The following is a 19,748-nucleotide window of genomic DNA, read 5'->3' on the forward strand; positions in this document are numbered from 1 at the left end:
TATTTTGCTCGGTATGGTACTCGCCTTCGATACGCATATGCGTTTGTCCCAAAAGCGCATAAATGAGGAGTACCATATCAATGCGTAAGTCAATTCCCGTTATTACTCTGTTAGCTGCATCCCTCGCTCTTGGAGGCTGTGCATCTAATACAGGCACTGGTGCAGCAATTGGCGCAGCCAGTGGTGCCCTGATTGGTAAGACGACGAGCAACCATAAGAATAAACGCGCGTTCATTGGTGCTGCGATCGGCGCACTGGCTGGTGCAGCGGTTGGTCAGTATATGGACAGACAAGAAGCGGCATTTCGTGAAGAACTTGCAGGCTCTGGTATTGATGTCGTGCGTGAAGGTGACAACATTCGTCTCATCATGCCTTCAAACATTACGTTTGCAACGAACCAAAGCAGCATCTCACCAAGCTTTGACACCACACTGAACGCCGTTGCGCGTGTCATGAACAAATATGACAAAACGCACCTAAGCATTGAAGGTTTCACCGACAGTTCTGGTGAGGCTTCTTACAACATGATGCTGTCTGAAAAGCGCGCTGAAAGCGTGAAGAATTACCTTCAGATGCAAGGCATCAACGCACAGCGTCTTTACGCGACAGGCTTTGGCGAGACGCAGCCTATCGCCTCAAATACGACGGCAAATGGTCGTGCGAAAAACCGCCGTGTTGAAATTCAGATTGTTCCGAATCAGGAATAAAAAAGCGTTAGAACAAGGGCACGAAAGTGCCTTTGTTATTCTTCCCCTCCGGTTAAATCAACCTATTTATACTTCCCTTCCCTTTGCATCACCGTGCCAGCTTCCGCATATTCGACGTAAGCACACCTAAAAAAGTGCATGTTTGACATCATCACGCTCTTCTTGTTATTTTGGTTTCGCATCGAAACCTTAATGCGTAATTACACGAGGGGGAAACATGTTAAACAATATTCCAGGACGTCAATTCAACCTAAATGTAAGTCATTGGTTCAACACAGAGAAAGAGCATCAGATTTCTGACTTTGAGGGAAAAGTCGTCGTGATTTATGTCTTCCAAATGTTATGTCCGGGCTGCATTTCCCATGGACTGCCGCTCGCGAAGAACATTCAGCAGTCTTTTCGTGCCGATGATGTGCAGGTGATTGGCTTGCACTCCGTCTTTGAGCATCATGATGTCATGACACCCAAAGCCCTTCAGGCATTTATTCACGAATATCGACTAACATTTCCCGTTGCCGTTGATAAACCCAGCCAACATAGCCACCTTCCTGAAACGATGAAAGCCTATCAATTCGGGGGAACACCTACGATCTTAGTTATCGATCAACACGGTAGGTTGCGGTTAAACCATTTCGGTACAATCAATGAATTGCAATTGGGTGCAATCATTGGCTCGTTGCTCGAAGAAAATGAACCTCTACAACGGAATGAAAACAATTCAATAGAAGATACATCGCAATCTGGATGTGATGAGAATGGATGCAGCATTTAGCTGCATCTCTACATGTCCCGCAAACTTTCAATATTGGCAGCCAATGTAGAAAGCGTTTTGGGTGTTATAGCTTGGATAAACATCGATAACTTCTGCATTGCTCAACGTTTCGCTACTTATTGTTTTAAAGACTGATTTTTTAACGACTGTTTTTTTAACGACTAATTGTCATAGTGCCGATAAATCAGCGAACACCAAATAGTCCGTGATCAATCCTTTCTCCACTTGTAAGTGTGTCGCGAAAACGGCTGAGGTGTTGCTACCATCTAGCCTTTCGTAATAAACAGAACCATAGCAGTTAACTTTCGCTGCTCCACTCTCCTCGGGAGCCTGAAACACAACCTCCTCAATGCTATGGCTCATTGACTTTATGCTTTCAAAGAAGTGGCGATTACCTTCTAAAATTTGTCCTTTATTAATAACCTCTGGATTATTTCCAAGGCGAAAACGGCATTGTTCGGCGAGTACATCGCTTAAATAGCCAACATCTTTCCTGTCCACGGCATGATAGAGATCGTGCACAAAAGTAGTGGCATCTTGCTTATCCATTCTTCTTTCCTCAACTGATTAGATTATTGGCGTCACTTTCTTTTCGAGATCACCGCTTTCTCCGCCGTACATGTTCTTTTCGGCTGGGTCCTCACTGCTGTACTCTAAAAATTCAAATTGAAATCCCGCAGGATCGTTGTAATACACGGTTTTACGAAAAGGATGATTTCTGCCTTTAATGTCAACGACAAATCCTTTGACCAGCAAACGGTCGATCAACGCTTGCAGATCATCGACTACAAAACCCATATGGGCGACACCAGGTTGAATGCCCTTTGTATCTCGAATTTCGCCTACCGCATTACTGTTTAACGTCAAATAATAGTCATCGTCTCCTACGTGTAACCAATCTCGAGATGTACCATTTTCCGCGCTTCCCCATGCCATGTTTCCCTCACCTCGCACTCGCCACTCAGGGAATGCCGTTAGCAAGAAATCCAAGGTAGGTTGGATGTTTTTCATCACAAGATTCACGTGTTCCAAGCGCACCATAATGGCCTCCTAGTTGTTGTTGCTGTTAAGAATGTAAACGCTGATTTCACTTTAGATTCACAACAATGGATAAACAATATGGCTACAAGTAGACTCAGTGTTGAATATTTCTCAACAATGATGAGCAAAAAATGATGGATACCTTTAACGGAATACCGATTTTTGTCGCGGTGGCTGACAATGCGGGCTTTTCCTCAGCAGCCAGAATATTGGGCATTTCGACGTCAGCCGTGAGTAAACGTATCACTCAATTGGAGGATCAACTCGGTGCGAGGTTGTTCCATCGTACAACGCGAAAGTTAAGTCTGACTGAAGCGGGAGAACGGTATTATCAATACGCCGCTCTCGCCAATCGCGCAGCCAAACAAGCAGAAGATGCCGTTGGAGAACTGCAAGGTGAGCCCAAAGGTTTATTGAAAATACATTTACCCATGACGATTGGCCAAATGTATATCGCCCCGCTAATTCCCGAGTTTCTTGCACGTCACCCAGGAATTGAGATCGATCTTGTGTTGGGTGACAACCCCACCAACCTCGTTGAGCAGGGATACGACTTGGCTATTCGAGCCGGTGACATGCCTGATTCATCACTCATTGCACGGCGTTTGGAGCCACTCCATAGCGTAGTCTGTGTTTCTCCCTCGTTTTATAAAGCGCACAAAGAGCAACTCAAAAAACCAGCCCAATTGGCAAAAATTAACTGCATTATTTATAGCTACTCCAGCAATGCAGACGTGTGGCAATTTCAATCTGCTCAAGGTGAAGACTATAAGGTCAAGGTGACGGGTAACTATCGTGTAAACAATAGCGTTGCTCTTCGAGATGCAGTTACCGCAGGCTTAGGTGCTGGGAGACTGCCTAAGATTATTGTTAAGTCAGCGATCGAACACGGTGAATTGGTCGCATTATTTGAAGACTATCAAATGCCCCACAAAAACTTGTATGCCGTTTACCCCGAGCGTAACTATTTGCCCGAAAAAGTCAGGGTGTTTTTGGATTTTATCGTTGATACGCTAAATGACAGGTAAGCATGATAGACATCTGCACATTCACACTGTTTAGGTTTATACTCGCCGCCCATTTTCGACATCAGGCTCAACACAATGATCATCCTTACCACCAACGTTGGCGACATTGAGATCGAACTCAATATGGACAAAGCACCCGTCTCGTCCAAAAATTTCCTGCGCTACTGTAACGAAGGATTTTATGAAGGGACAACGTTCCACCGTGTCATCGACGGCTTTATGATCCAAGGCGGTGGATATACGGAAAGTATGCAAGAAAAACCATCGCGAGGACCGATTGCCAATGAAGCAAACCGTGGTCTGAAAAACCAAATCGGCACGATTGCCATGGCACGCACCGATGCACCACATTCCGCGACATCGGAGTTTTTCATCAACCTCGCTGACAACGCGTTTCTCGATTTTACCGCCACCACAAACCTAGGCTGGGGCTATGCCGTGTTTGGGAAAGTGACCGCAGGCATGGAAGTCGTAAACCAAATCGCGAAGGTGAAAACCACGTCAAAGATGGGTCACGATGACGTTCCTTGCGAGCCGATAGTGATCACAAAGGTTACCGTTAAGTAGCGTTGGATTGAAATGCGTCAAACCGATTGTTATCAGCGTAGAAAAGTTAGCCTGATTAGGAGCACTGACTAAAATCATGGCCGATAAGGGAGGGATGAACAGATGTGCTATTCCCTCCACTGTTTTGGTTTAAAAAATAGATGTAGCAGCGATCCCGATTGAGATTTCGCCCATTCGGGAATATCACGAATCCTCGGCCTGTACCAAGTGCTGTATAGCCTCGGCTTGAAAACCAATTAGCGTTCCGCTGACGCACACACCATTTAAGTGCGCCATTTTTGCAGTTATTTGAAGAGACCTGCGCAATATCGCTAAAGTCTACCAGGTGCATAAACGTGTTTTTCCAGCGTCCATCCGGCAGATTACCTCTGACTCGAATCGTTTCACCACTATCTAAAGTAAACCGACTTTTGTTGGCACTTAGCCCATCAGGGTTCATCTTAATTTTCATCGAAACTAGCTTGTCAGCTGATGCAATCGCCCCTTTCATCGACAGCATAACGGCCTCATCAGCATCATCTCTAAAATTCAAAAATTTAGGTGATGCAACCACAGCTAAAATTCCCAGAATGACAATAACGACAATTAGTTCTAATAGTGTAAAACCCTTCTGCCGCATAACACCCGCCTCCTTGCGAGAGTATGATTAAGCAGCGTCACCAACGACTCGGTAGAACAACACACGTTGTTGGACTCACAACGATTAAACAAACCGACATTTTTGCTTTGGTAGCGCACCTGCCACGCTTTCTTATCGAACGCGGTTAAAAACTAGCACGGCATTTGAATTTTAAGGCAGATCTCCGTCAAATTTGTCTATATAGCAATACGTTAGTGAGTGATAAATAGATAGAGTTGTGATTTGGGACAGTTTTGCAATTGGCACAATCAGATATGTGTTTATTGGTAGCGCCCCATCCTTGCAGGTCATTCAATTTTGCGATATCTGCAGTTACATAAAAAACCACGTTAAAGAACGTGGTTTTTTGTAATCTCTGAAATATTTAGTAACCGCAGTAGCCGAATTACAATACTCTCAGACTTTTAATCCTAAAGGTGCTTGTTTCGCCAGTCTCAAAGTTCAGTTTTGGTGAAAGGTAGATATCTTTTACATTGCCTAAGTTCAGAGCGATTTTTTGTGTGCTTTCAGGTGCCCAGCTAGGCTGTTTAAAATCACTGGTATCAAGCTTTACAGTTACCCACTGGTCAGACGCAGGTATCACGGTTTGATAATGAGCATATGAGCCGTCACCACTCGAACCAAAATCAGACTGATTGAACTTAACCGACACGTCGGATTCAGAACGATAGGTAATCTCTAATGTAGACACACCCGTCAATGCTGTATCCGTCGCGCAAACCAATTCAACAAAAGGCCACCTTTTGCCTTCCTGCTTCTTATACAGCGTGAATTCAACGGCAATTTCATCATTTTGGACCAGCGGGTTCGAAGCAACGAAGCTAGAGCCAAAATCGTCCGTTGCCGCTTTCCAATTAGCGGTATGAAGTAAATTGATGCCTTTGATATCCTCAGCAGCTTGCGCCAAGGGCATCACTAAAGCACTCATTAAAAGAGAACTAAACAAAAAAAACTTACTAGGAGTGAGTGTCATCTTGCTCAAAAACCTCAATATTTTGGTGGTTTTTGTAGTATGTGTGCGTCGAAACATACTGTCTTTATCAAGAGGGATAAACTACGAGGCGCGTCATTTTGCCGTGTTTTTATCGACAACATTTGCGAGTTGCAACTGGTTTTGTATTAAGTACGTCCAAATGAAAACAACGTTAAGGTTTGCTTAGCGTGTAAATCCGGATTTCTTGTGACTTTGCAACACATTCATTTCTAGCATCCAATAAAAAGGAGGTTGCTATTATGCAACCTCCATTGGTCTCTTAAAAATCAGCTTCAAATATCAGTTTTTCCCACGCCGACGAACCGTTCAAACCAACTCTGTCGCCGCAACGCCATCCCGCATTGTAACTGCTGTGAGTATGCCAACTTAACCTGTCATTCGACCCCATATTTAAGGTATCCGCCGATGACCTGCGTACAGCTTCTCCTGCAGGAGCGAAACCCATACTGTAGTTGTTACTAAAGTACCATTGGGCTCCGTTGACCAATCGAGAAACATTTCTTCCCGAGCCATCTTCGTTGAATACGTCTTCTCTAGGTGCTTCGGCCATCACTCTTAGCACAGTGTCACCAGTGGCACGACAAGCGACAATCAAATGCGGTTTAGTACATTGTGACTGCATTTTAGCTGCTGTGGCTGAGGTATCGGAGTACAGAGCGGAGAAGCACTGTGTCCACCCATTGAGATCGTCAATTGGCACATCGTTAAGCACACCTGTAAAGTGGCTTGTGTGGAAAGCTTGTAAGCCCGCCACTGCGGTATCCAATCCATCCAACCTTAAATTGATCGCATCTAACCGATCGTTAATATCGGCTATTTGCAAGTCGACTGATGTCAGGTGAGATTCGGCATCAACCAATCGCGCCTCATGATCATCTAGAATCGATTGCATAGCCACGATATCTGCCAGTGCATTCACAGAGCTCACTAGAAGCGATTGGATGTTTCCAGTGTTGGCATCAACTTCAAGCTGGAGTTGGTCAACTGTGGTCCCTAGCTGTGCCAAGGCTCCGTCTATTGTAGATCGTAAATTATCAATCGATGCTCTCAACTCTCCTATGTCAGTAAGCAGTTGAGCAATATCGTTGTCATGTTGTACCTGAAGCAAATCAATACTGGCTCGAAGAGCATCTATATTATCCGCATTTACATCCACAGCGTCTTCTAACAAGAGAAGTAAACTATTAATCTCTTGTATATCTGCCTTATTACTTTCCACATCATTTTCAATAACTTCTAACGTCGCATTAATTGCTGCGATGTCAGCGGTTAGGTTGGCTGTGATTTCATTTAACGTTGAAATCGCATCAGCGTTTGCATCCACCTTGCTTTTAAGGTATTCAAAAGGCTTACCATTTAAGAATCCGTCTTTTGCAAAGGTAGCACTGGATGTTGCTAGTCCAATTAACACTGCTGTAGTAATTAGTGATTTTGCCATTGTGTTCATATTGTCCCCCTAGAAAATATGTTTTGGCAGCTAAAATCCTAGCAGTATTCCAGAGGGTGATTATCATTTTTGATACATCACTTAATTAACATGAACTTAATGCAAAATAACATTTTATAAGGAATGACATCTCTTATATTTCACAATTCTTAATAGCCTCATAATTGATTGTATTTTCTTTTAAACCTTTTAAAAAACGCAGAATCAAGCTCACCTTATTTCGCATATATAAAGAAATAGTCAACCGAAACTATTCCACAATAATTTGACTCAGGTCACACTAGGTTGGCAATGGTGCGCACTGATGACTAGATATACTTACACGCCATTGCGAAACCCCACGGCTTAAACAAAGAAATGATGGAGAAAAATACCGTATTGCCGCCAGTAACCATCATGGTGTCTACGTCAATGCACCTTGTGAGTACTTCAATAAAAAACAGAATGTTAGATGCCGTCATGCAATTAATTAGGACAGACATAACTAAATAGAAATGACACAGTTAATTAGGACAGACATAACTAAATATAACTGGTGCTGAGAAAGAGCACGTTGCTGACTGAGTTTAATGGGCATTAAGCCCTGATGGTCAGGTGTGTCGAATGTGGTCCAAGCCCTTTTGCTTTGATTAGCCACCCCATCGTTGCGCACCCATACGAACAACAAAGTTGCTTACACCCAACCTGAGCCTGAAGATAACTGGAAAACAATTGTTTAACCTTCTTTTTGAATAGTGCCAGCTTGGGTTAACCGAATAGTGTCTAATGGCCCTGTCACTCGATTGGCAGGCAGCGGTGAGACCGCAGTAAGAGACCTTCTATATGTGTTTGCCGTAAGCAACGACTTAATGGCGAAAATGACAAAACGAAGTAGACGACTTTGTTGTTCGAGAGCATTGGCTGCTGACGCAGCCAAAAGAATGCTATTGCCTATTGACCGGAGAAGGGCTCATATGTGTTATGCATTTTATTGGCAAATTACTATATTTTCAGGTCTTCCAAGTTGAGAATACAACATTGTATCAACAAATCGACATTCTTCATTTATTAAATCATAAATTTCAGATTCATCTTTTCCTATTTTGTCAGAAATCAATGATGTAAACTTTTTAGTCCAATCATCTTGACCACTATTAATAATATAGTTAACTTCATTGTGTATTTCTATGTATTGCTGCTTAGTTAACATTTTCGATTCACTAACCATATACTGAAGAACATCTGTCGAGTAAGACATTTTAAAAAATCCAGTTATAACTTCACGCCAAGATATTGATCTTGACTTAATTACAATTGGAATAAATTCGGAAATTCTAAATAGCAAACGAGCTACAAACAAACCTGCATGATCTGCACGTATAGGTGCGTAAGTACCAATAACACTAATAGCCCCACACCTGAAGAGTCCATTCGCAACGGATGCATGAGACCCATCTATCGGGTGAGTGCTGCAAGCACTTAAAATGACAATAGGTGGAATCCTAGCTCTATGAGCTAGTGACCATACATCCACCTTATCATCACCTATACACAGCCACCCATGAGCTGTTACACCACCATGATTGCCATGACAATCGAAGACAACAATACCACCAGAAAAGTCATTCAACGCATCGATCAGCTCTGATTCAGAGCTAACGTTAACCTCTGTTATATTTAAATTTTTGTATTGATTATTAGTCTTAAAATGCTCTAAGGAAGACGTCAAATGATCCTTTATCGGGTCAAAACTATTAAAAGAACTTACAATAAGTATGTCTTTGAATGCTTCATAAGGTAACACAACTCTCTGTCCAGACAATGCTAGCTGTGAACATAGATTGCCGGGGGTTGTTGGAATTCTTGATACTTCATGTGTAACCATAATAGGGAAGCCGTCAAGGTTTAACCATTCAATTGGAAAGTCACACATTGCGAGGATTTTATTTTTATCAATTATACTTGCATTAATTAATTCACCTCCAATTTCAGACTTTAATACGTCGCTATAGTTCTTTAATTTAATATTTAAATTGCGATGAGATTTTTTATTAGGATTAGTAATTAATGCCGATATATTTTTTAGCAGATCATGGTGCAGCATTACAGCATTGGGCAACCTCAATGCTGGAGTAAACTGGTTTACTGCTAGTATAGTAACTACGCTAGTAAACATCGCTAATTCTGATTGCCTTTCCTTTAGTAATCCTGAAATAATAGGATCTTCGTAAGGATTAAACACTTCGGTATTAGATATTGAAAAATTAGAGAAGAGCTTATTCCTAATTATCGCTGATTTTAGGAAGTCCCTTTTAGGCTTTTCTAATTTTCTGTACAACTCGTTCCACATTTGGCTATTATGTTTATATAGAAATGAACACATCGCCATGCTGTATATTATCGAGTCATTTTTTATTAAATGGCGTGGAATTTCAACACTTCCTCGTATCTCATTAATGACTTCTGATAATTTAGTCATACCTCTAACATGCTGTTCAATATTATCACTAGGTATAATATCCTCACAGTCTTCTGCATAGTAACCATAGCCTGTTAATGGCTTGTAGAGTGCTCTAGTGCAATTATGATTTAATGGACTAAAATCAAACTTAATTTCATCTTTCTTTTGTCCAGAGTCTATAATTGCCAAAATTTCTTCAACTGCATCACAGCTATCCAGACGTGATAGCGTCTGTCTAATATAATTATTAATTTCTTCACTTAGTGAATCAGGAGATAAGTCTCCAATGAATAGAGCCTCTGTTGTTTCAAGACTTGTAATATGAAGTGGCTTATACTTAAAGAGCACCTCTGATTCTTTTGCTTGACTAAAGGTTTCTGGTGTACTCCAAATAATATTAAACACCCAATCCGATTCATCATAGACCGCTTTAAGTAAATCAGATCTAATCATTTGTACATCAAGTGAGGAACCTGCGAGTTTAGATTTAATGTAATTTGGACTATTCAAGAAAGGTTCTAAAGCATCGTGAGGAACATCAGACAAAACATCAAATACCCACTGATAGCTGTTAACTATTTCATCTGAATACCTTTGAAAAAACGTGCAGTTTTCTTCAGATACATCATTCGGCACTACAACAATGTGCCTAATTGTCGTTGTAAACATAAAACTCCTCGAAATGCATAACAGTGTATTAGACGACAAAACGTCCTGTTTAAACACGACACTTTGTCTTTTAATAACAAACGCACTGATTCTACCACTTCCTAACATTATGTTTTAACGAAATTTTTCAATCAATATTAAAACTGAGATGCAGAAAAAGGACAGAATGTCCTTTTATTGCAGACGTACCGAAACCCACCCGGACTGTATAAAAAACCAGCAAAGAAAAAAGCAAAGAAATGGCGGTTAACGCGATTCGTTTTTTTGAAACGTTTTAATGCCTAACTACGCTAAACATCAATCCGCATGTTTCACTCCACACCCTTTTAGCACCAAACTGACCAGGAACTCAGCGGCTTCTTCGAAGTCATTTTCATCCAATTCATATTGTCCGGTAACTTGGCAGATCTGCCAGTTAAAATCGGCGTAGGTTTGTGTCGAAGACCAGAGCATAAACATCAGGTGTTTAGATGAAACAGGCTCCATCCAGCCTTTTTCAATCCAGTATTCGAACTTACTCAGGATCATTTTGGATTGATCCATCAAAGCTTCGGCGATGTCTCTCGGAAGATGTGGTGCACCTGCCATCACTTCAGCAGCAAAGGTTTTTGAGGCAGAGGCGTACTCTTTAGAAATATGGAGTTTCGCGCGGATGTATTGGGTTAACGCTTCGTGTGGGTCGTCAAGTTGCTCTATAGGGTAAGAGGCTTCCAGCAAAGGCTGGGTCACGCTTTCTAACACCGCGCGATAAAGGTTGTCTTTGGTTTTGAAGTAGTAATACAGGTTAGGCTTGGGCACTTCAGCACGTTGGGCAATTTCAGCGGTCGTTGTTGCTGCGTAGCCTTTTTCTGCGAACAATTGGCTGGCAACATCGATGATTTTTTCTTGGTTTTTCGTCCTGATACGTGACATTGCCCATCCGTGGATTCATTAAAATGCTTATCAACAACTTTAATGAATCCACCGCAGATCATCCAGTTTAATGCCTGCTCGAATGGGCAAAATTGCAGAATTCTCTCGAAACACTCACAAAAAGCCTGAAAGAATCAGGGCGTTATTGTGCCTCAGGTAGAATAAGAATCGCCCTAAAATCATTCACATTGGTGCGCGTAGGCCCCGTTAAGATTAACGCGTTCAGTGCATTGAAAAATCCGTAGCTGTCATTGTTAGCAAGGTAGCTATCTGGCTTTAATCCTAACGCTTGCGTTGCTCGGTAAAACTCGGGTTTGAGTTCAGCACCTGCGTTGTCTTCAACGCCGTCAATGCCATCAGTGTCACAGGCAATCGCATAGATTCTATCTTTTACGTCTGGAGCCTTTTCTAATGCTTGATAGAGCGACAACAGAAACTCGCAGTTTCGCCCACCGCGCCCTTTTCCTCTCACCGTTACCGTTGTCTCTCCGCCGGAAAGGATCACACAAGGAACGGGAAACGGTTGATCGTGCTTAGCCGCACTGATTGCCATCGCGCCATGCACCTGAGCAACATCTCTGGCCTCTCCTTCCAAACTGTCTCCCAAAATGTAAGCAGGAATTCCCATTGATTCAGATTTTTCTTGTGCCGCAAGCAAAGACGACATGGGGGTCGATATTATTTCAAACGCACTTCTGGTGAGTTTTTTGTCGCCATATTTGGGCGTTTCAGAGGCCTCGCTTTCCAGCCATTGCATCACCGTATTGCTAACCGCAATCTTGTATTTCTTCAAAATGTTCATGGCATCAAACCGTGTACTTGGGTCTGCCACTGTGGGGCCTGATGCTATGACATCTGCGCAGTCACCGGGCACATCTGAAATAGCAAGCGTCAGCATGTTTGCCGGATATACCGCTTGCGCTAGTCGCCCACCTTTAATCGCAGAAAGGTGTTTGCGCACGCAGTTCATTTCATCAATTGCTGCGCCTGACTTTAAAAGGGCTTTGTTTATTGACTGTTTTTCAGCAAAACGTATATCTGGGGCAGGTAAACTTAGCAATGCAGATCCCCCACCCGACAATAGGCAAATGACATTGTCGTTTTCATTCAGGTCATTCACTAAGCCCAGTATACGTTTTGCGACTTTTTCACCTTCATCGTCGGGAACTGGGTGTGACGCTTCAACCACTTCAATATATCGGCACGGTGCGCCGTGTTGGTATCGCGTGACGACCAACCCAGAAATCATGCCCTCCCAGCTTGCTTCTAAAGCCTGCGCCATTGAGGCGGCGGCTTTCCCAGCACCGATTACCACCAGCTTTCCCGTTCTGTCTTTGGGGAGATACTTGTCGATATTGCCGTAAGGTAATGCCGCATCAACGGCTGTTTCGAACAGCTTTCTCAAGAACAACGAAGGTGATGTTCCACTCTCCAAAATGGTGTTTGTTGGCGATTCTTTGTTGCTTGTTCGTTGTTCAGTGATCACTTCCTGCTGTGACATCGCGATTCTCCATAGAAAAAAAGCCCGTCGTTAAAGAAGCGGGCAAAAAGGACCGATAAAACAAAAACTCAAATTATTCGTTACGGATGTTGTGTTGAGATAACGATTCAATCGCTTTGATCAACGCAGAGTGGTCCCAATCTTCACCACCTTGTTCTGCACATAAGCCAAAGAGTTCCTGTGCAGATTTTGTATTGGGTAACGCCACACCCAATGCTTCGGCGCCAGAAAGTGCAAGGTTAAGATCTTTTTGATGCAGACGAATTCTAAAGCCAGGGTCAAATGTCCCTTTCACCATTCGTTCACCGTGCACTTCCAGTATTTTGGAATTGGCAAAGCCCCCCATTAAGGCATTGCGAATACGCGCAGGATCGGCGCCTGCTTTTGAAGCAAACACCAGAGCTTCTGAGACTGCTTCAATGTTTAACGCCACAATGATTTGGTTTGCCACTTTACACACCTGACCCGCGCCGTTGTCACCAACAAGGTTGATGTTCTTTCCCATGGCTCCAAACAGCGGCAACGCTTTTTCGAACACGCCTTCTTCACCGCCGACCATAATGGTCAACGTGGCATTAATTGCGCCGACTTCACCACCGGAAACAGGTGCATCTAAGTACGCTGCGCCACTTTCATTGACGCGTTCCGCAAATTGTTTGGTTTCAATGGGTGAGATTGAGCTCATATCAATAACGGTTTTGCCGCTATTCAACGCGCTTTCAATACCATCTTCTCCAAACAGTACATCTTCCACTTGTGGCGTATCTGGCACCATGATGATGATGACGTCTGCATTTTTCGCCGCTTCTTGGTTAGAAGGAAACGTTTTTGCGCCGCCATCAACCAAAGAAGCAGGTGCAGCCGAACGGCTTTCTGACAAATGAAGCTGATACCCTGCTTTTTGCAGGTTCTCCGCCATGGGTTTACCCATTATGCCCGTGCCGATAAATGCGATTGTCGTCATTCCATTACTCCTCATTCTGTCCGTAATCCGCTAACCATTTAAGGCCTTCATTGGTCGTTGTGGCCGGTTTGTATTCGCAGCCCACCCAACCTTGATAGCCAATGTCGTCGATATGTTTTAGTAGGAAGTGGTAGTTCAGTTCGCCCGTTCCTGGCTCATGACGCCCCGGGTTGTCCGCTAGCTGAATATGACCAATTTTGTCCAATGTCGATGAAAGCGTTGGGGCGATATCTCCCTCCATGATTTGCATGTGGTAGATATCGTATTGCAGCGAGAAGTTATCACTGCCTACCGCCTCATAAACGCGTAACGCCTGTTGCGTGTTGGTCAGGGCGAAGCCCGGGATATCTCGGGTATTAATGGCTTCTGCGACAAGCCTGATCCCTGCTTTTTCTAACGCGTCGTTGGCAAATTTTAGGTTTTCGATCAGTGTTGCCTCAGCCTCTTGCAAGCTCACGCCGTCCGGCACAATACCCGCCAGGCAATTTACTTGGTCACACTCAAGGACCTTTGCGTACTCAATAGCAAGTGCAACACCGGCACGGAATTCATCGACGCGAGACGGGTCTGCGGCAATACCTCGATCGCCCGCGTCCCAATCGCCGGCTGGAAGATTGAACAACACTTGTTTTAGGTGATTTCTATCCAACTCAGCTTTAATTTCGTGCGCGTCAAAGGCATAAGGGAACAGGTATTCCACCCCTTGAAAACCGAAGTTCGCCGCCGCACTGAATCGTTCAATAAACGGCAACTCGGTAAACAGCATGGAGAGATTGGCAGCAAGTTTTGGCATAACAATGTCCTTATTCTGTTTTTCTTGTTCAATAATTCTGATTACTGGCGTTCTGCAGCGAGCGCAGTCGGTGCATCTGCAATAGAATCCGCCAATGATTCAAATTCGTTAACAGCGTCAATCTCCACACCCATCGAAATGTTGGTCACCTTCTCCAAGATGATTTCCACGACAACAGGCACGCGGTGTTTAGCCATCAATACTTTGGCCTCTTCCAATGCAGGTGCAATCTTGTCAGGGTCAGTCACACGTAACGCTTTACATCCCAAGCCTTCTACAACCGTCACGTGGTCAACACCGTAATCTGCGAGTTCTGGCGCATTCTGGTTTTCAAACGCTAACTGCACGCAATAGTCGATATCGAACTGGCGTTGCGCCTGTCGAATAAGGCCAAGGTAGGAGTTATTCACCAGCACATGAACATACGGCAGGTTGAATTGTGCCCCGACTGCAAGCTCTTCAATCATGAATTGAAAGTCGTAATCGCCTGAAATTGCAACGATTTGACGTTCAGGATCAGCCGCACGTACACCCAGAGCTGCGGGCACAGTCCAACCTAATGGTCCTGCTTGACCACAGTTGATCCAATGGCGAGGTTTATAAACATGCAGGAACTGCGCAGCGGCAATTTGTGACAAACCAATCGTGCTTACGTAGCAAGTATCGCGGTCAAACACGCGGTTCATTTCTTCGTACACGCGCATGGGTTTCACAGGCTGTTCGGTATAGTGGGTTTTACGCAACATGGTTAATTTACGTTGCTGGCAGTCACTCACCCACGCGCTGTGGTCGTTTAGGCGACCCTGTGCTTTCCACGCTTTGGCGACGTCGATCAGTTCAGTGAGGGCTTTGTGCGCATCAGAGACAATGCCCAAATCCGGGCAGAACACACGGCCAATCTGGGTGGGTTCGATGTCGATGTGAACAAACTTTCTTCCTTCCGTGTAAACATCTACCGATCCGGTATGTCGGTTTGCCCAACGGTTACCAATACCAAACACCAAATCAGAGGCTAACATCGATGCATTGCCATAGCGGTGAGATGTTTGCAGCCCCACCATGCCGGCCATGAGCTCATGATCATCAGCGATGCTTCCCCACCCCATGAGTGTAGGTATAACAGGCACACCCACGATTTCCGCAAACTCTTGTAAAAGCTCTGAAGCGTTAGCGTTGATCACGCCGCCACCCGATACAATAAGCGGCTTCGCTGCGCTGTTCAGCATTTCCATCGCTTTTTCAGCTTGATTGCGTGAAATCGAAGGCTTGTAAGGCTCTAACGGTTCATAGCTGTCGATGTCGAATTCAATTTCTGCCAACTGAACATCCAAGGGTAAATCCAGAAGCACTGGGCCTGGACGACCCGATCGCATAACCTGAAACGCATGTTGAATGGCGCGCGGCACTTGAGCAGGTTCTAGTACCGTCGAACACCATTTGGTGACGGGACGTGCGATAGATTCGATGTCGACCGCTTGAAAATCCTCTTTATGAAGACGCGCTCTTGGGGCCTGCCCAGTAATACAAAGAATGGGAATCGAATCGGCCTGCGCTGAGTAGAGGCCAGTGATCATATCGGTTCCCGCAGGGCCTGATGTACCGATACACACACCAATATTGCCCGGGTTGGCACGGGTGTAACCTTCTGCCATGTGTGACGCGCCTTCCACATGACGCGCCAGAATATGATCAATCCCTCCAGACTTCTTTAACGCGGAGTAAAACGGGTTAATCGCTGCTCCCGGCACGCCAAAAGCTTTAACTACACCTTCTCGCTTCAATACCTCTACTGCTGCATCTATCGCTCTCATCTTCGCCATACAAAACTCCTTTTGTATACAATTTAGTTGTTAATTGTATTCTTAGATCGATTATTTATTAATCGCAAGCATTTTTTAACAATTAAAAAACATTCAAAAGACAACAAAATGGCCAGCACGCGGTGTACAGACGCCTCATGCAAGAGGTCTGACAACTTATTGATGCTTGATATTTATTACCAAAGACTATTCACATTGAATTAACATTGTGCTTTTATTGTTCACTATAAGAACACTATAAAGCACACCTATTAGTATTTTATTGTATACATTTTGTTAAAGGACCTTGCCGATGTATGACATGAAAAGTAACCCTAACCACCCCGAACAAGATGCTCAAACACAGGATAATTTGGGGAAAATCCAAGTGACTGGTTCGTTGTTCAGCGACCAAGCAAAAGAGATACTGAGCGAAGATGCATTAGCCTTCGTCGCTGCGTTGTGCGACCGGTTTGCTCGCAAAAGAGACGCGCTTCTTTCTGCTAGGAAAGAAACACAAACGCAAATGGATGACGGAGCCCTTCCTCAATTTCGGGAAGACACAGCACCGCTACGTGATGACCCCGCGTGGAAGGTCGCCCCTATCCCTGATGATTTACTCGACCGACGCGTTGAAATCACAGGCCCGATTGACCGGAAGATGGTGATTAATGCGCTCAATTCCGGCGCAAACGTCTTTATGTGTTGCTTCGAAGATGCCAGCTCTCCGACGTGGGAAAATATGGTCAATGGGCAAATCAACATGCGGGACGCAAACAATGGCTCAATTGCCTTTACTGACCCGAAAAACGGTAAGCATTACCAACTGGTAGATAAGCCCGCAACCTTGATACATCGCCCGCGTGGACTCCACCTTGAGGAAGCGCATATCGTTTTTGACGGCAAGCCTATTCCCGCCGCCTTGATGGATTTTGGCCTGTACTTCTTTCATAACTACCAAAGCCGCAAGCAACGTGGTCAAGGCGTATATTTTTACCTGCCTAAATTGGAGTCCATGGAAGAAGCTGCCTGGTGGGAAGCGGTTTTTGATTTCACCGAGAGCTACTTTACTGCCGAGTCAGGGACAATCCGCGCAACGGTATTGATTGAAACCCTGCCCGCCGTATTCCAAATGGAAGAAATCTTGTATGCCATGCGCAAGCACATCGTCGGCATGAATTGCGGCCGTTGGGATTACATATTCAGCTACATCAAAACGTTAAAAAATCACACCGACCGCATCTTGCCTGACCGTCATGCTATCGGCATGGATCAGCCTTTTCTCGACGCGTACAGCAAACGCTTGATTCAAACCTGCCATCGTCGAGGCGCATTAGCGATTGGCGGCATGTCAGCATTTATCCCTTCGAAAGATCCAGATGAAATGGCGCGCGTGACGCAAAAGGTCATCGAAGACAAGCGCAGAGAAGCCACTAATGGCCACGATGGCACTTGGGTTGCACACCCGCACCTCGTCACACTTGCACGTGACACGTTTGACCAATATTTAGACGGCGCGACAAATCAACGCTGCTTTATGCCAGATGGCACCTATGACGCCGCACTACTACTACAACCCTGCCAAGGCCCGAAAGACGAAAACGGAGTGAGGAAGAACATCCGAATTGCAGTGCTCTATATGGAGGCATGGCTTCGCGGCATCGGTTGCGTCCCCATTTATGGAATGATGGAAGATGCCGCTACGGCAGAAATCTCACGCGCCAACATCTGGCAATGGCTGAAGCATCAAGTCTCTTTGGACGATGGCAGAACGTTCACGACAGAGATGTTCAAACAATGGCTAAACCAAGAAGTCGCGGACATGAAGGCGGCGGCAGGCAATGAAGAGAAAAGGAAATTTGAAGAAGCATCAGCGATGTTCTATTCCCTCTCTACGGATAAAGACTTCGCAGATTTCCTGACCATTCCTTGCTACGAAAAACTCGAATAACACGTATTGGCAGCGGCAAGACTGTCGCTGTCGTCCACTTCAAGGAGATCGACATGGAAAATCTGACGATGATAAAGGCTCTAGAAATAACCACACAGGTATTTCTTGCAGCTCAGGAGCGCAAAACCGCACCACTGACAGTAGCGATACTGGATAAAGGAGGTGCTCTTATTTCGCTGCAAAGGCAGGATGGGTCAAGCATGATGCGTCCAGAAATCGCCATTGCCAAAGCATGGGGCGCATTAGCTCTTGGGTGTTCATCGCGAAAAATCGCGGATGATGCTCAAACCAGACCTTGCTTTATCTCGTCAGTGGCCACGCTCGCACAGGGTAATCTTGTGCCTGTACCTGGTGGTGTGCTTATCCGTGATGATGCATCTGAACTTCTTGGTGCTGTCGGCGTGTCCGGCGATATCTCTGATACTGATGAAGCTGTCGCAATTGCAGGTATTGTTGCTGCAAAATTTTGCACCGACAGTTATTTGACCGCGTAATTCCGCCCTTCAACACCTTCAAATCGACACGCGTTGTTGATTTGAAGGTTTCTTCCCACGAAATCGACCTGATATCTCCCTAATGGAACAGAACACACACCGCAAACCTATAACAGTGTCGATACAATAAAACCTGCAATGTTGTACAATCAGTTCAGATATTCATATACAAAAACGAACAATTATAGGTTTTCGTTCGCTTTAGAAACGTTATTTAACTGCAAGTTCGTCGAACAGCGAATTTGGAAAGGAACTACTGTATGACAGGGCTTCTCAAAGCAACCCATAAGAAAAACAAACCGACAAACCCTAAACTCACGCAGGATGATATCGTTTACGGGCATATTTTTGATGCGATTCTCGAACAGCGTCTCCCACCCGGTACCAAACTCAGTGAAGAAGCACTAGGCGAAATTTTTGGTGTTAGCCGCACCATTATCCGCCGTGCCTTACTCCGTCTTTCTGTCGAGCAGGTTGTTAGCACTCGACCAAATCGTGGCTCCATCGTCGCCTCACCTTCAGTGGAAGAGGCGATGCAAATATTGAAAGCACGTGAAGTGATGGAATTGGCCATCGTCGAATTGGCCGCCGAAAATGCCACCAGTGAGCAAATCGCCAAATGCCGCGTAATGGTTGCAGAAGAACAAGAGGCCATTGCGCAAAATGATACTGGCCGAAGCATTCGCTTGTCCGGGGAGTTTCATATAGAGCTTGCGGCAATGGCGAACAATCTGCCGCTAATGAGTTTTCAACGCAGTCTGGTTTCTCAATGCTCGCTCATTATCGCGTTGTACGAATCGTCCAAAAAAACCAACTGCTCCTGTGATGAGCACACGCAATTATTGGATGTCATCGAGGCCGGTGACAAAGACGCAGCAATTGCACTGATGAAAACGCACCTCGATCACATCAATTCTAAGCTCAACCTACAAGATGAAACCAACGCTCAAGATCTCCATGCAGTATTTTCCAATGTTCTGAAAAAGAAAGCCTGATATCTTCTTTCAATTGCCCCGCATTTTAGTGGGG

The 19,748-nt window shown here is 44.7% G+C and carries 18 protein-coding genes; 7 read left to right on the forward strand and 11 right to left on the reverse strand.

Annotation, left to right across the window (positions count from 1 at the left end; all coding sequences use genetic code 11):
- Positions 1-80 precede the first annotated feature (80 nt).
- On the forward strand, positions 81-707 hold the full coding sequence (locus LRP49_RS00950) for a YiaD family glycine zipper/OmpA-like lipoprotein (RefSeq protein ID WP_274139554.1): 627 nt from the start codon (positions 81-83) through the stop codon (positions 705-707).
- A 217-nt stretch (positions 708-924) separates the two neighbouring features.
- Positions 925-1,479 (forward strand): peroxiredoxin family protein, encoded by a 555-nt coding sequence (locus tag LRP49_RS00955; RefSeq protein WP_274139556.1) that lies wholly within the window; start codon positions 925-927, stop codon positions 1,477-1,479.
- 168 nt (positions 1,480-1,647) lie between these two features.
- Here LRP49_RS00955 and LRP49_RS00960 read toward each other — a convergent pair whose 3' ends face one another.
- Both LRP49_RS00960 and LRP49_RS00965 read right to left on the reverse strand, forming a co-directional pair.
- Positions 1,648-2,028 (reverse strand): nuclear transport factor 2 family protein, encoded by a 381-nt coding sequence (locus LRP49_RS00960; RefSeq protein ID WP_274139558.1) that lies wholly within the window; start codon positions 2,026-2,028, stop codon positions 1,648-1,650.
- A gap of 18 nt (positions 2,029-2,046) precedes the next feature.
- On the reverse strand, positions 2,047-2,520 hold the full coding sequence (locus LRP49_RS00965; RefSeq protein WP_274139559.1) for a VOC family protein: 474 nt from the start codon (positions 2,518-2,520) through the stop codon (positions 2,047-2,049).
- A 131-nt stretch (positions 2,521-2,651) separates the two neighbouring features.
- Between LRP49_RS00965 and LRP49_RS00970 the strand changes: the two genes are divergently transcribed.
- Positions 2,652-3,548: a LysR family transcriptional regulator gene (locus tag LRP49_RS00970; protein ID WP_274139560.1), complete on the forward strand. Its 897-nt coding sequence runs from the start codon at positions 2,652-2,654 to the stop codon at positions 3,546-3,548.
- Between the two features lie 75 nt (positions 3,549-3,623).
- Positions 3,624-4,115: a peptidylprolyl isomerase gene (locus LRP49_RS00975; RefSeq protein WP_274139561.1), complete on the forward strand. Its 492-nt coding sequence runs from the start codon at positions 3,624-3,626 to the stop codon at positions 4,113-4,115.
- Positions 4,116-4,170: 55 nt separating this feature from the next.
- Here LRP49_RS00975 and LRP49_RS00980 read toward each other — a convergent pair whose 3' ends face one another.
- The 9 genes from LRP49_RS00980 to gcl form a co-directional block, all read right to left on the reverse strand.
- On the reverse strand, positions 4,171-4,734 hold the full coding sequence (locus LRP49_RS00980) for a type II secretion system protein (RefSeq protein WP_274139562.1): 564 nt from the start codon (positions 4,732-4,734) through the stop codon (positions 4,171-4,173).
- Positions 4,735-5,140: 406 nt separating this feature from the next.
- Complete coding sequence (locus tag LRP49_RS00985) at positions 5,141-5,728, reverse strand: hypothetical protein (RefSeq protein WP_274140083.1); 588 nt, start codon at positions 5,726-5,728, stop codon at positions 5,141-5,143.
- A gap of 280 nt (positions 5,729-6,008) precedes the next feature.
- Positions 6,009-7,196, reverse strand: coding sequence for a hypothetical protein (locus LRP49_RS00990; RefSeq protein ID WP_274139564.1), 1,188 nt, complete (start codon positions 7,194-7,196; stop codon positions 6,009-6,011).
- Positions 7,197-8,163: 967 nt separating this feature from the next.
- Positions 8,164-10,305 carry a hypothetical protein gene (locus LRP49_RS00995; RefSeq protein WP_274139565.1) on the reverse strand — a complete coding sequence of 714 codons (2,142 nt, stop codon included), beginning with the start codon at positions 10,303-10,305 and terminating at the stop codon, positions 8,164-8,166.
- A 297-nt stretch (positions 10,306-10,602) separates the two neighbouring features.
- On the reverse strand, positions 10,603-11,217 hold the full coding sequence (locus tag LRP49_RS01000; RefSeq protein ID WP_274139566.1) for a TetR/AcrR family transcriptional regulator: 615 nt from the start codon (positions 11,215-11,217) through the stop codon (positions 10,603-10,605).
- A 142-nt stretch (positions 11,218-11,359) separates the two neighbouring features.
- Positions 11,360-12,718: a glycerate kinase type-2 family protein gene (locus tag LRP49_RS01005; RefSeq protein WP_274139567.1), complete on the reverse strand. Its 1,359-nt coding sequence runs from the start codon at positions 12,716-12,718 to the stop codon at positions 11,360-11,362.
- Positions 12,719-12,791: 73 nt separating this feature from the next.
- On the reverse strand, positions 12,792-13,682 hold the full coding sequence (locus LRP49_RS01010; protein ID WP_274139569.1) for a 2-hydroxy-3-oxopropionate reductase: 891 nt from the start codon (positions 13,680-13,682) through the stop codon (positions 12,792-12,794).
- Positions 13,683-13,686: 4 nt separating this feature from the next.
- Positions 13,687-14,475 carry a hydroxypyruvate isomerase gene (gene hyi / locus LRP49_RS01015; RefSeq protein WP_274139570.1) on the reverse strand — a complete coding sequence of 263 codons (789 nt, stop codon included), beginning with the start codon at positions 14,473-14,475 and terminating at the stop codon, positions 13,687-13,689.
- Positions 14,476-14,516: 41 nt separating this feature from the next.
- A complete protein-coding gene (gene gcl / locus LRP49_RS01020) occupies positions 14,517-16,295 on the reverse strand; it encodes a glyoxylate carboligase (RefSeq protein ID WP_274139571.1) in 1,779 nt (592 codons plus the stop codon).
- Positions 16,296-16,587: 292 nt separating this feature from the next.
- Here gcl and aceB point away from each other — a divergent pair, with 292 nt between their 5' ends.
- The 3 genes from aceB to LRP49_RS01035 all read left to right on the forward strand — a co-directional run bounded on the left by aceB (position 16,588) and on the right by LRP49_RS01035 (position 19,714).
- Positions 16,588-18,225, forward strand: a complete 1,638-nt coding sequence (gene aceB, locus LRP49_RS01025) for a malate synthase A (RefSeq protein WP_420791511.1) — start codon at positions 16,588-16,590, stop codon at positions 18,223-18,225.
- A 53-nt stretch (positions 18,226-18,278) separates the two neighbouring features.
- Positions 18,279-18,719: a GlcG/HbpS family heme-binding protein gene (locus LRP49_RS01030; RefSeq protein ID WP_274139572.1), complete on the forward strand. Its 441-nt coding sequence runs from the start codon at positions 18,279-18,281 to the stop codon at positions 18,717-18,719.
- Between the two features lie 260 nt (positions 18,720-18,979).
- Positions 18,980-19,714, forward strand: coding sequence for a GntR family transcriptional regulator (locus LRP49_RS01035; protein WP_274139573.1), 735 nt, complete (start codon positions 18,980-18,982; stop codon positions 19,712-19,714).
- Positions 19,715-19,748 lie beyond the last annotated feature (34 nt).

This window comes from Enterovibrio qingdaonensis, assembly GCF_028683135.1.
Classification (GTDB): Bacteria; Pseudomonadota; Gammaproteobacteria; order Enterobacterales; family Vibrionaceae; genus Enterovibrio; species Enterovibrio qingdaonensis.

Coding starts and splice junctions, on each gene's coding strand:
- LRP49_RS00950 (WP_274139554.1), top strand. CDS start 81: ATGCGTAAGTCAATTCCCGTTATTACTCTGTTAGCTGCATCCCTCGCT.
- LRP49_RS00955 (WP_274139556.1), top strand. CDS start 925: ATGTTAAACAATATTCCAGGACGTCAATTCAACCTAAATGTAAGTCAT.
- LRP49_RS00960 (WP_274139558.1), bottom strand. CDS start 2,028: ATGGATAAGCAAGATGCCACTACTTTTGTGCACGATCTCTATCATGCC.
- LRP49_RS00965 (WP_274139559.1), bottom strand. CDS start 2,520: ATGGTGCGCTTGGAACACGTGAATCTTGTGATGAAAAACATCCAACCT.
- LRP49_RS00970 (WP_274139560.1), top strand. CDS start 2,652: ATGATGGATACCTTTAACGGAATACCGATTTTTGTCGCGGTGGCTGAC.
- LRP49_RS00975 (WP_274139561.1), top strand. CDS start 3,624: ATGATCATCCTTACCACCAACGTTGGCGACATTGAGATCGAACTCAAT.
- LRP49_RS00980 (WP_274139562.1), bottom strand. CDS start 4,734: ATGCGGCAGAAGGGTTTTACACTATTAGAACTAATTGTCGTTATTGTC.
- LRP49_RS00985 (WP_274140083.1), bottom strand. CDS start 5,728: ATGACACTCACTCCTAGTAAGTTTTTTTTGTTTAGTTCTCTTTTAATG.
- LRP49_RS00990 (WP_274139564.1), bottom strand. CDS start 7,196: ATGAACACAATGGCAAAATCACTAATTACTACAGCAGTGTTAATTGGA.
- LRP49_RS00995 (WP_274139565.1), bottom strand. CDS start 10,305: ATGTTTACAACGACAATTAGGCACATTGTTGTAGTGCCGAATGATGTA.
- LRP49_RS01000 (WP_274139566.1), bottom strand. CDS start 11,217: ATGTCACGTATCAGGACGAAAAACCAAGAAAAAATCATCGATGTTGCC.
- LRP49_RS01005 (WP_274139567.1), bottom strand. CDS start 12,718: ATGTCACAGCAGGAAGTGATCACTGAACAACGAACAAGCAACAAAGAA.
- LRP49_RS01010 (WP_274139569.1), bottom strand. CDS start 13,682: ATGACGACAATCGCATTTATCGGCACGGGCATAATGGGTAAACCCATG.
- hyi (WP_274139570.1), bottom strand. CDS start 14,475: ATGCCAAAACTTGCTGCCAATCTCTCCATGCTGTTTACCGAGTTGCCG.
- gcl (WP_274139571.1), bottom strand. CDS start 16,295: ATGGCGAAGATGAGAGCGATAGATGCAGCAGTAGAGGTATTGAAGCGA.
- aceB (WP_420791511.1), top strand. CDS start 16,588: ATGTATGACATGAAAAGTAACCCTAACCACCCCGAACAAGATGCTCAA.
- LRP49_RS01030 (WP_274139572.1), top strand. CDS start 18,279: ATGGAAAATCTGACGATGATAAAGGCTCTAGAAATAACCACACAGGTA.
- LRP49_RS01035 (WP_274139573.1), top strand. CDS start 18,980: ATGACAGGGCTTCTCAAAGCAACCCATAAGAAAAACAAACCGACAAAC.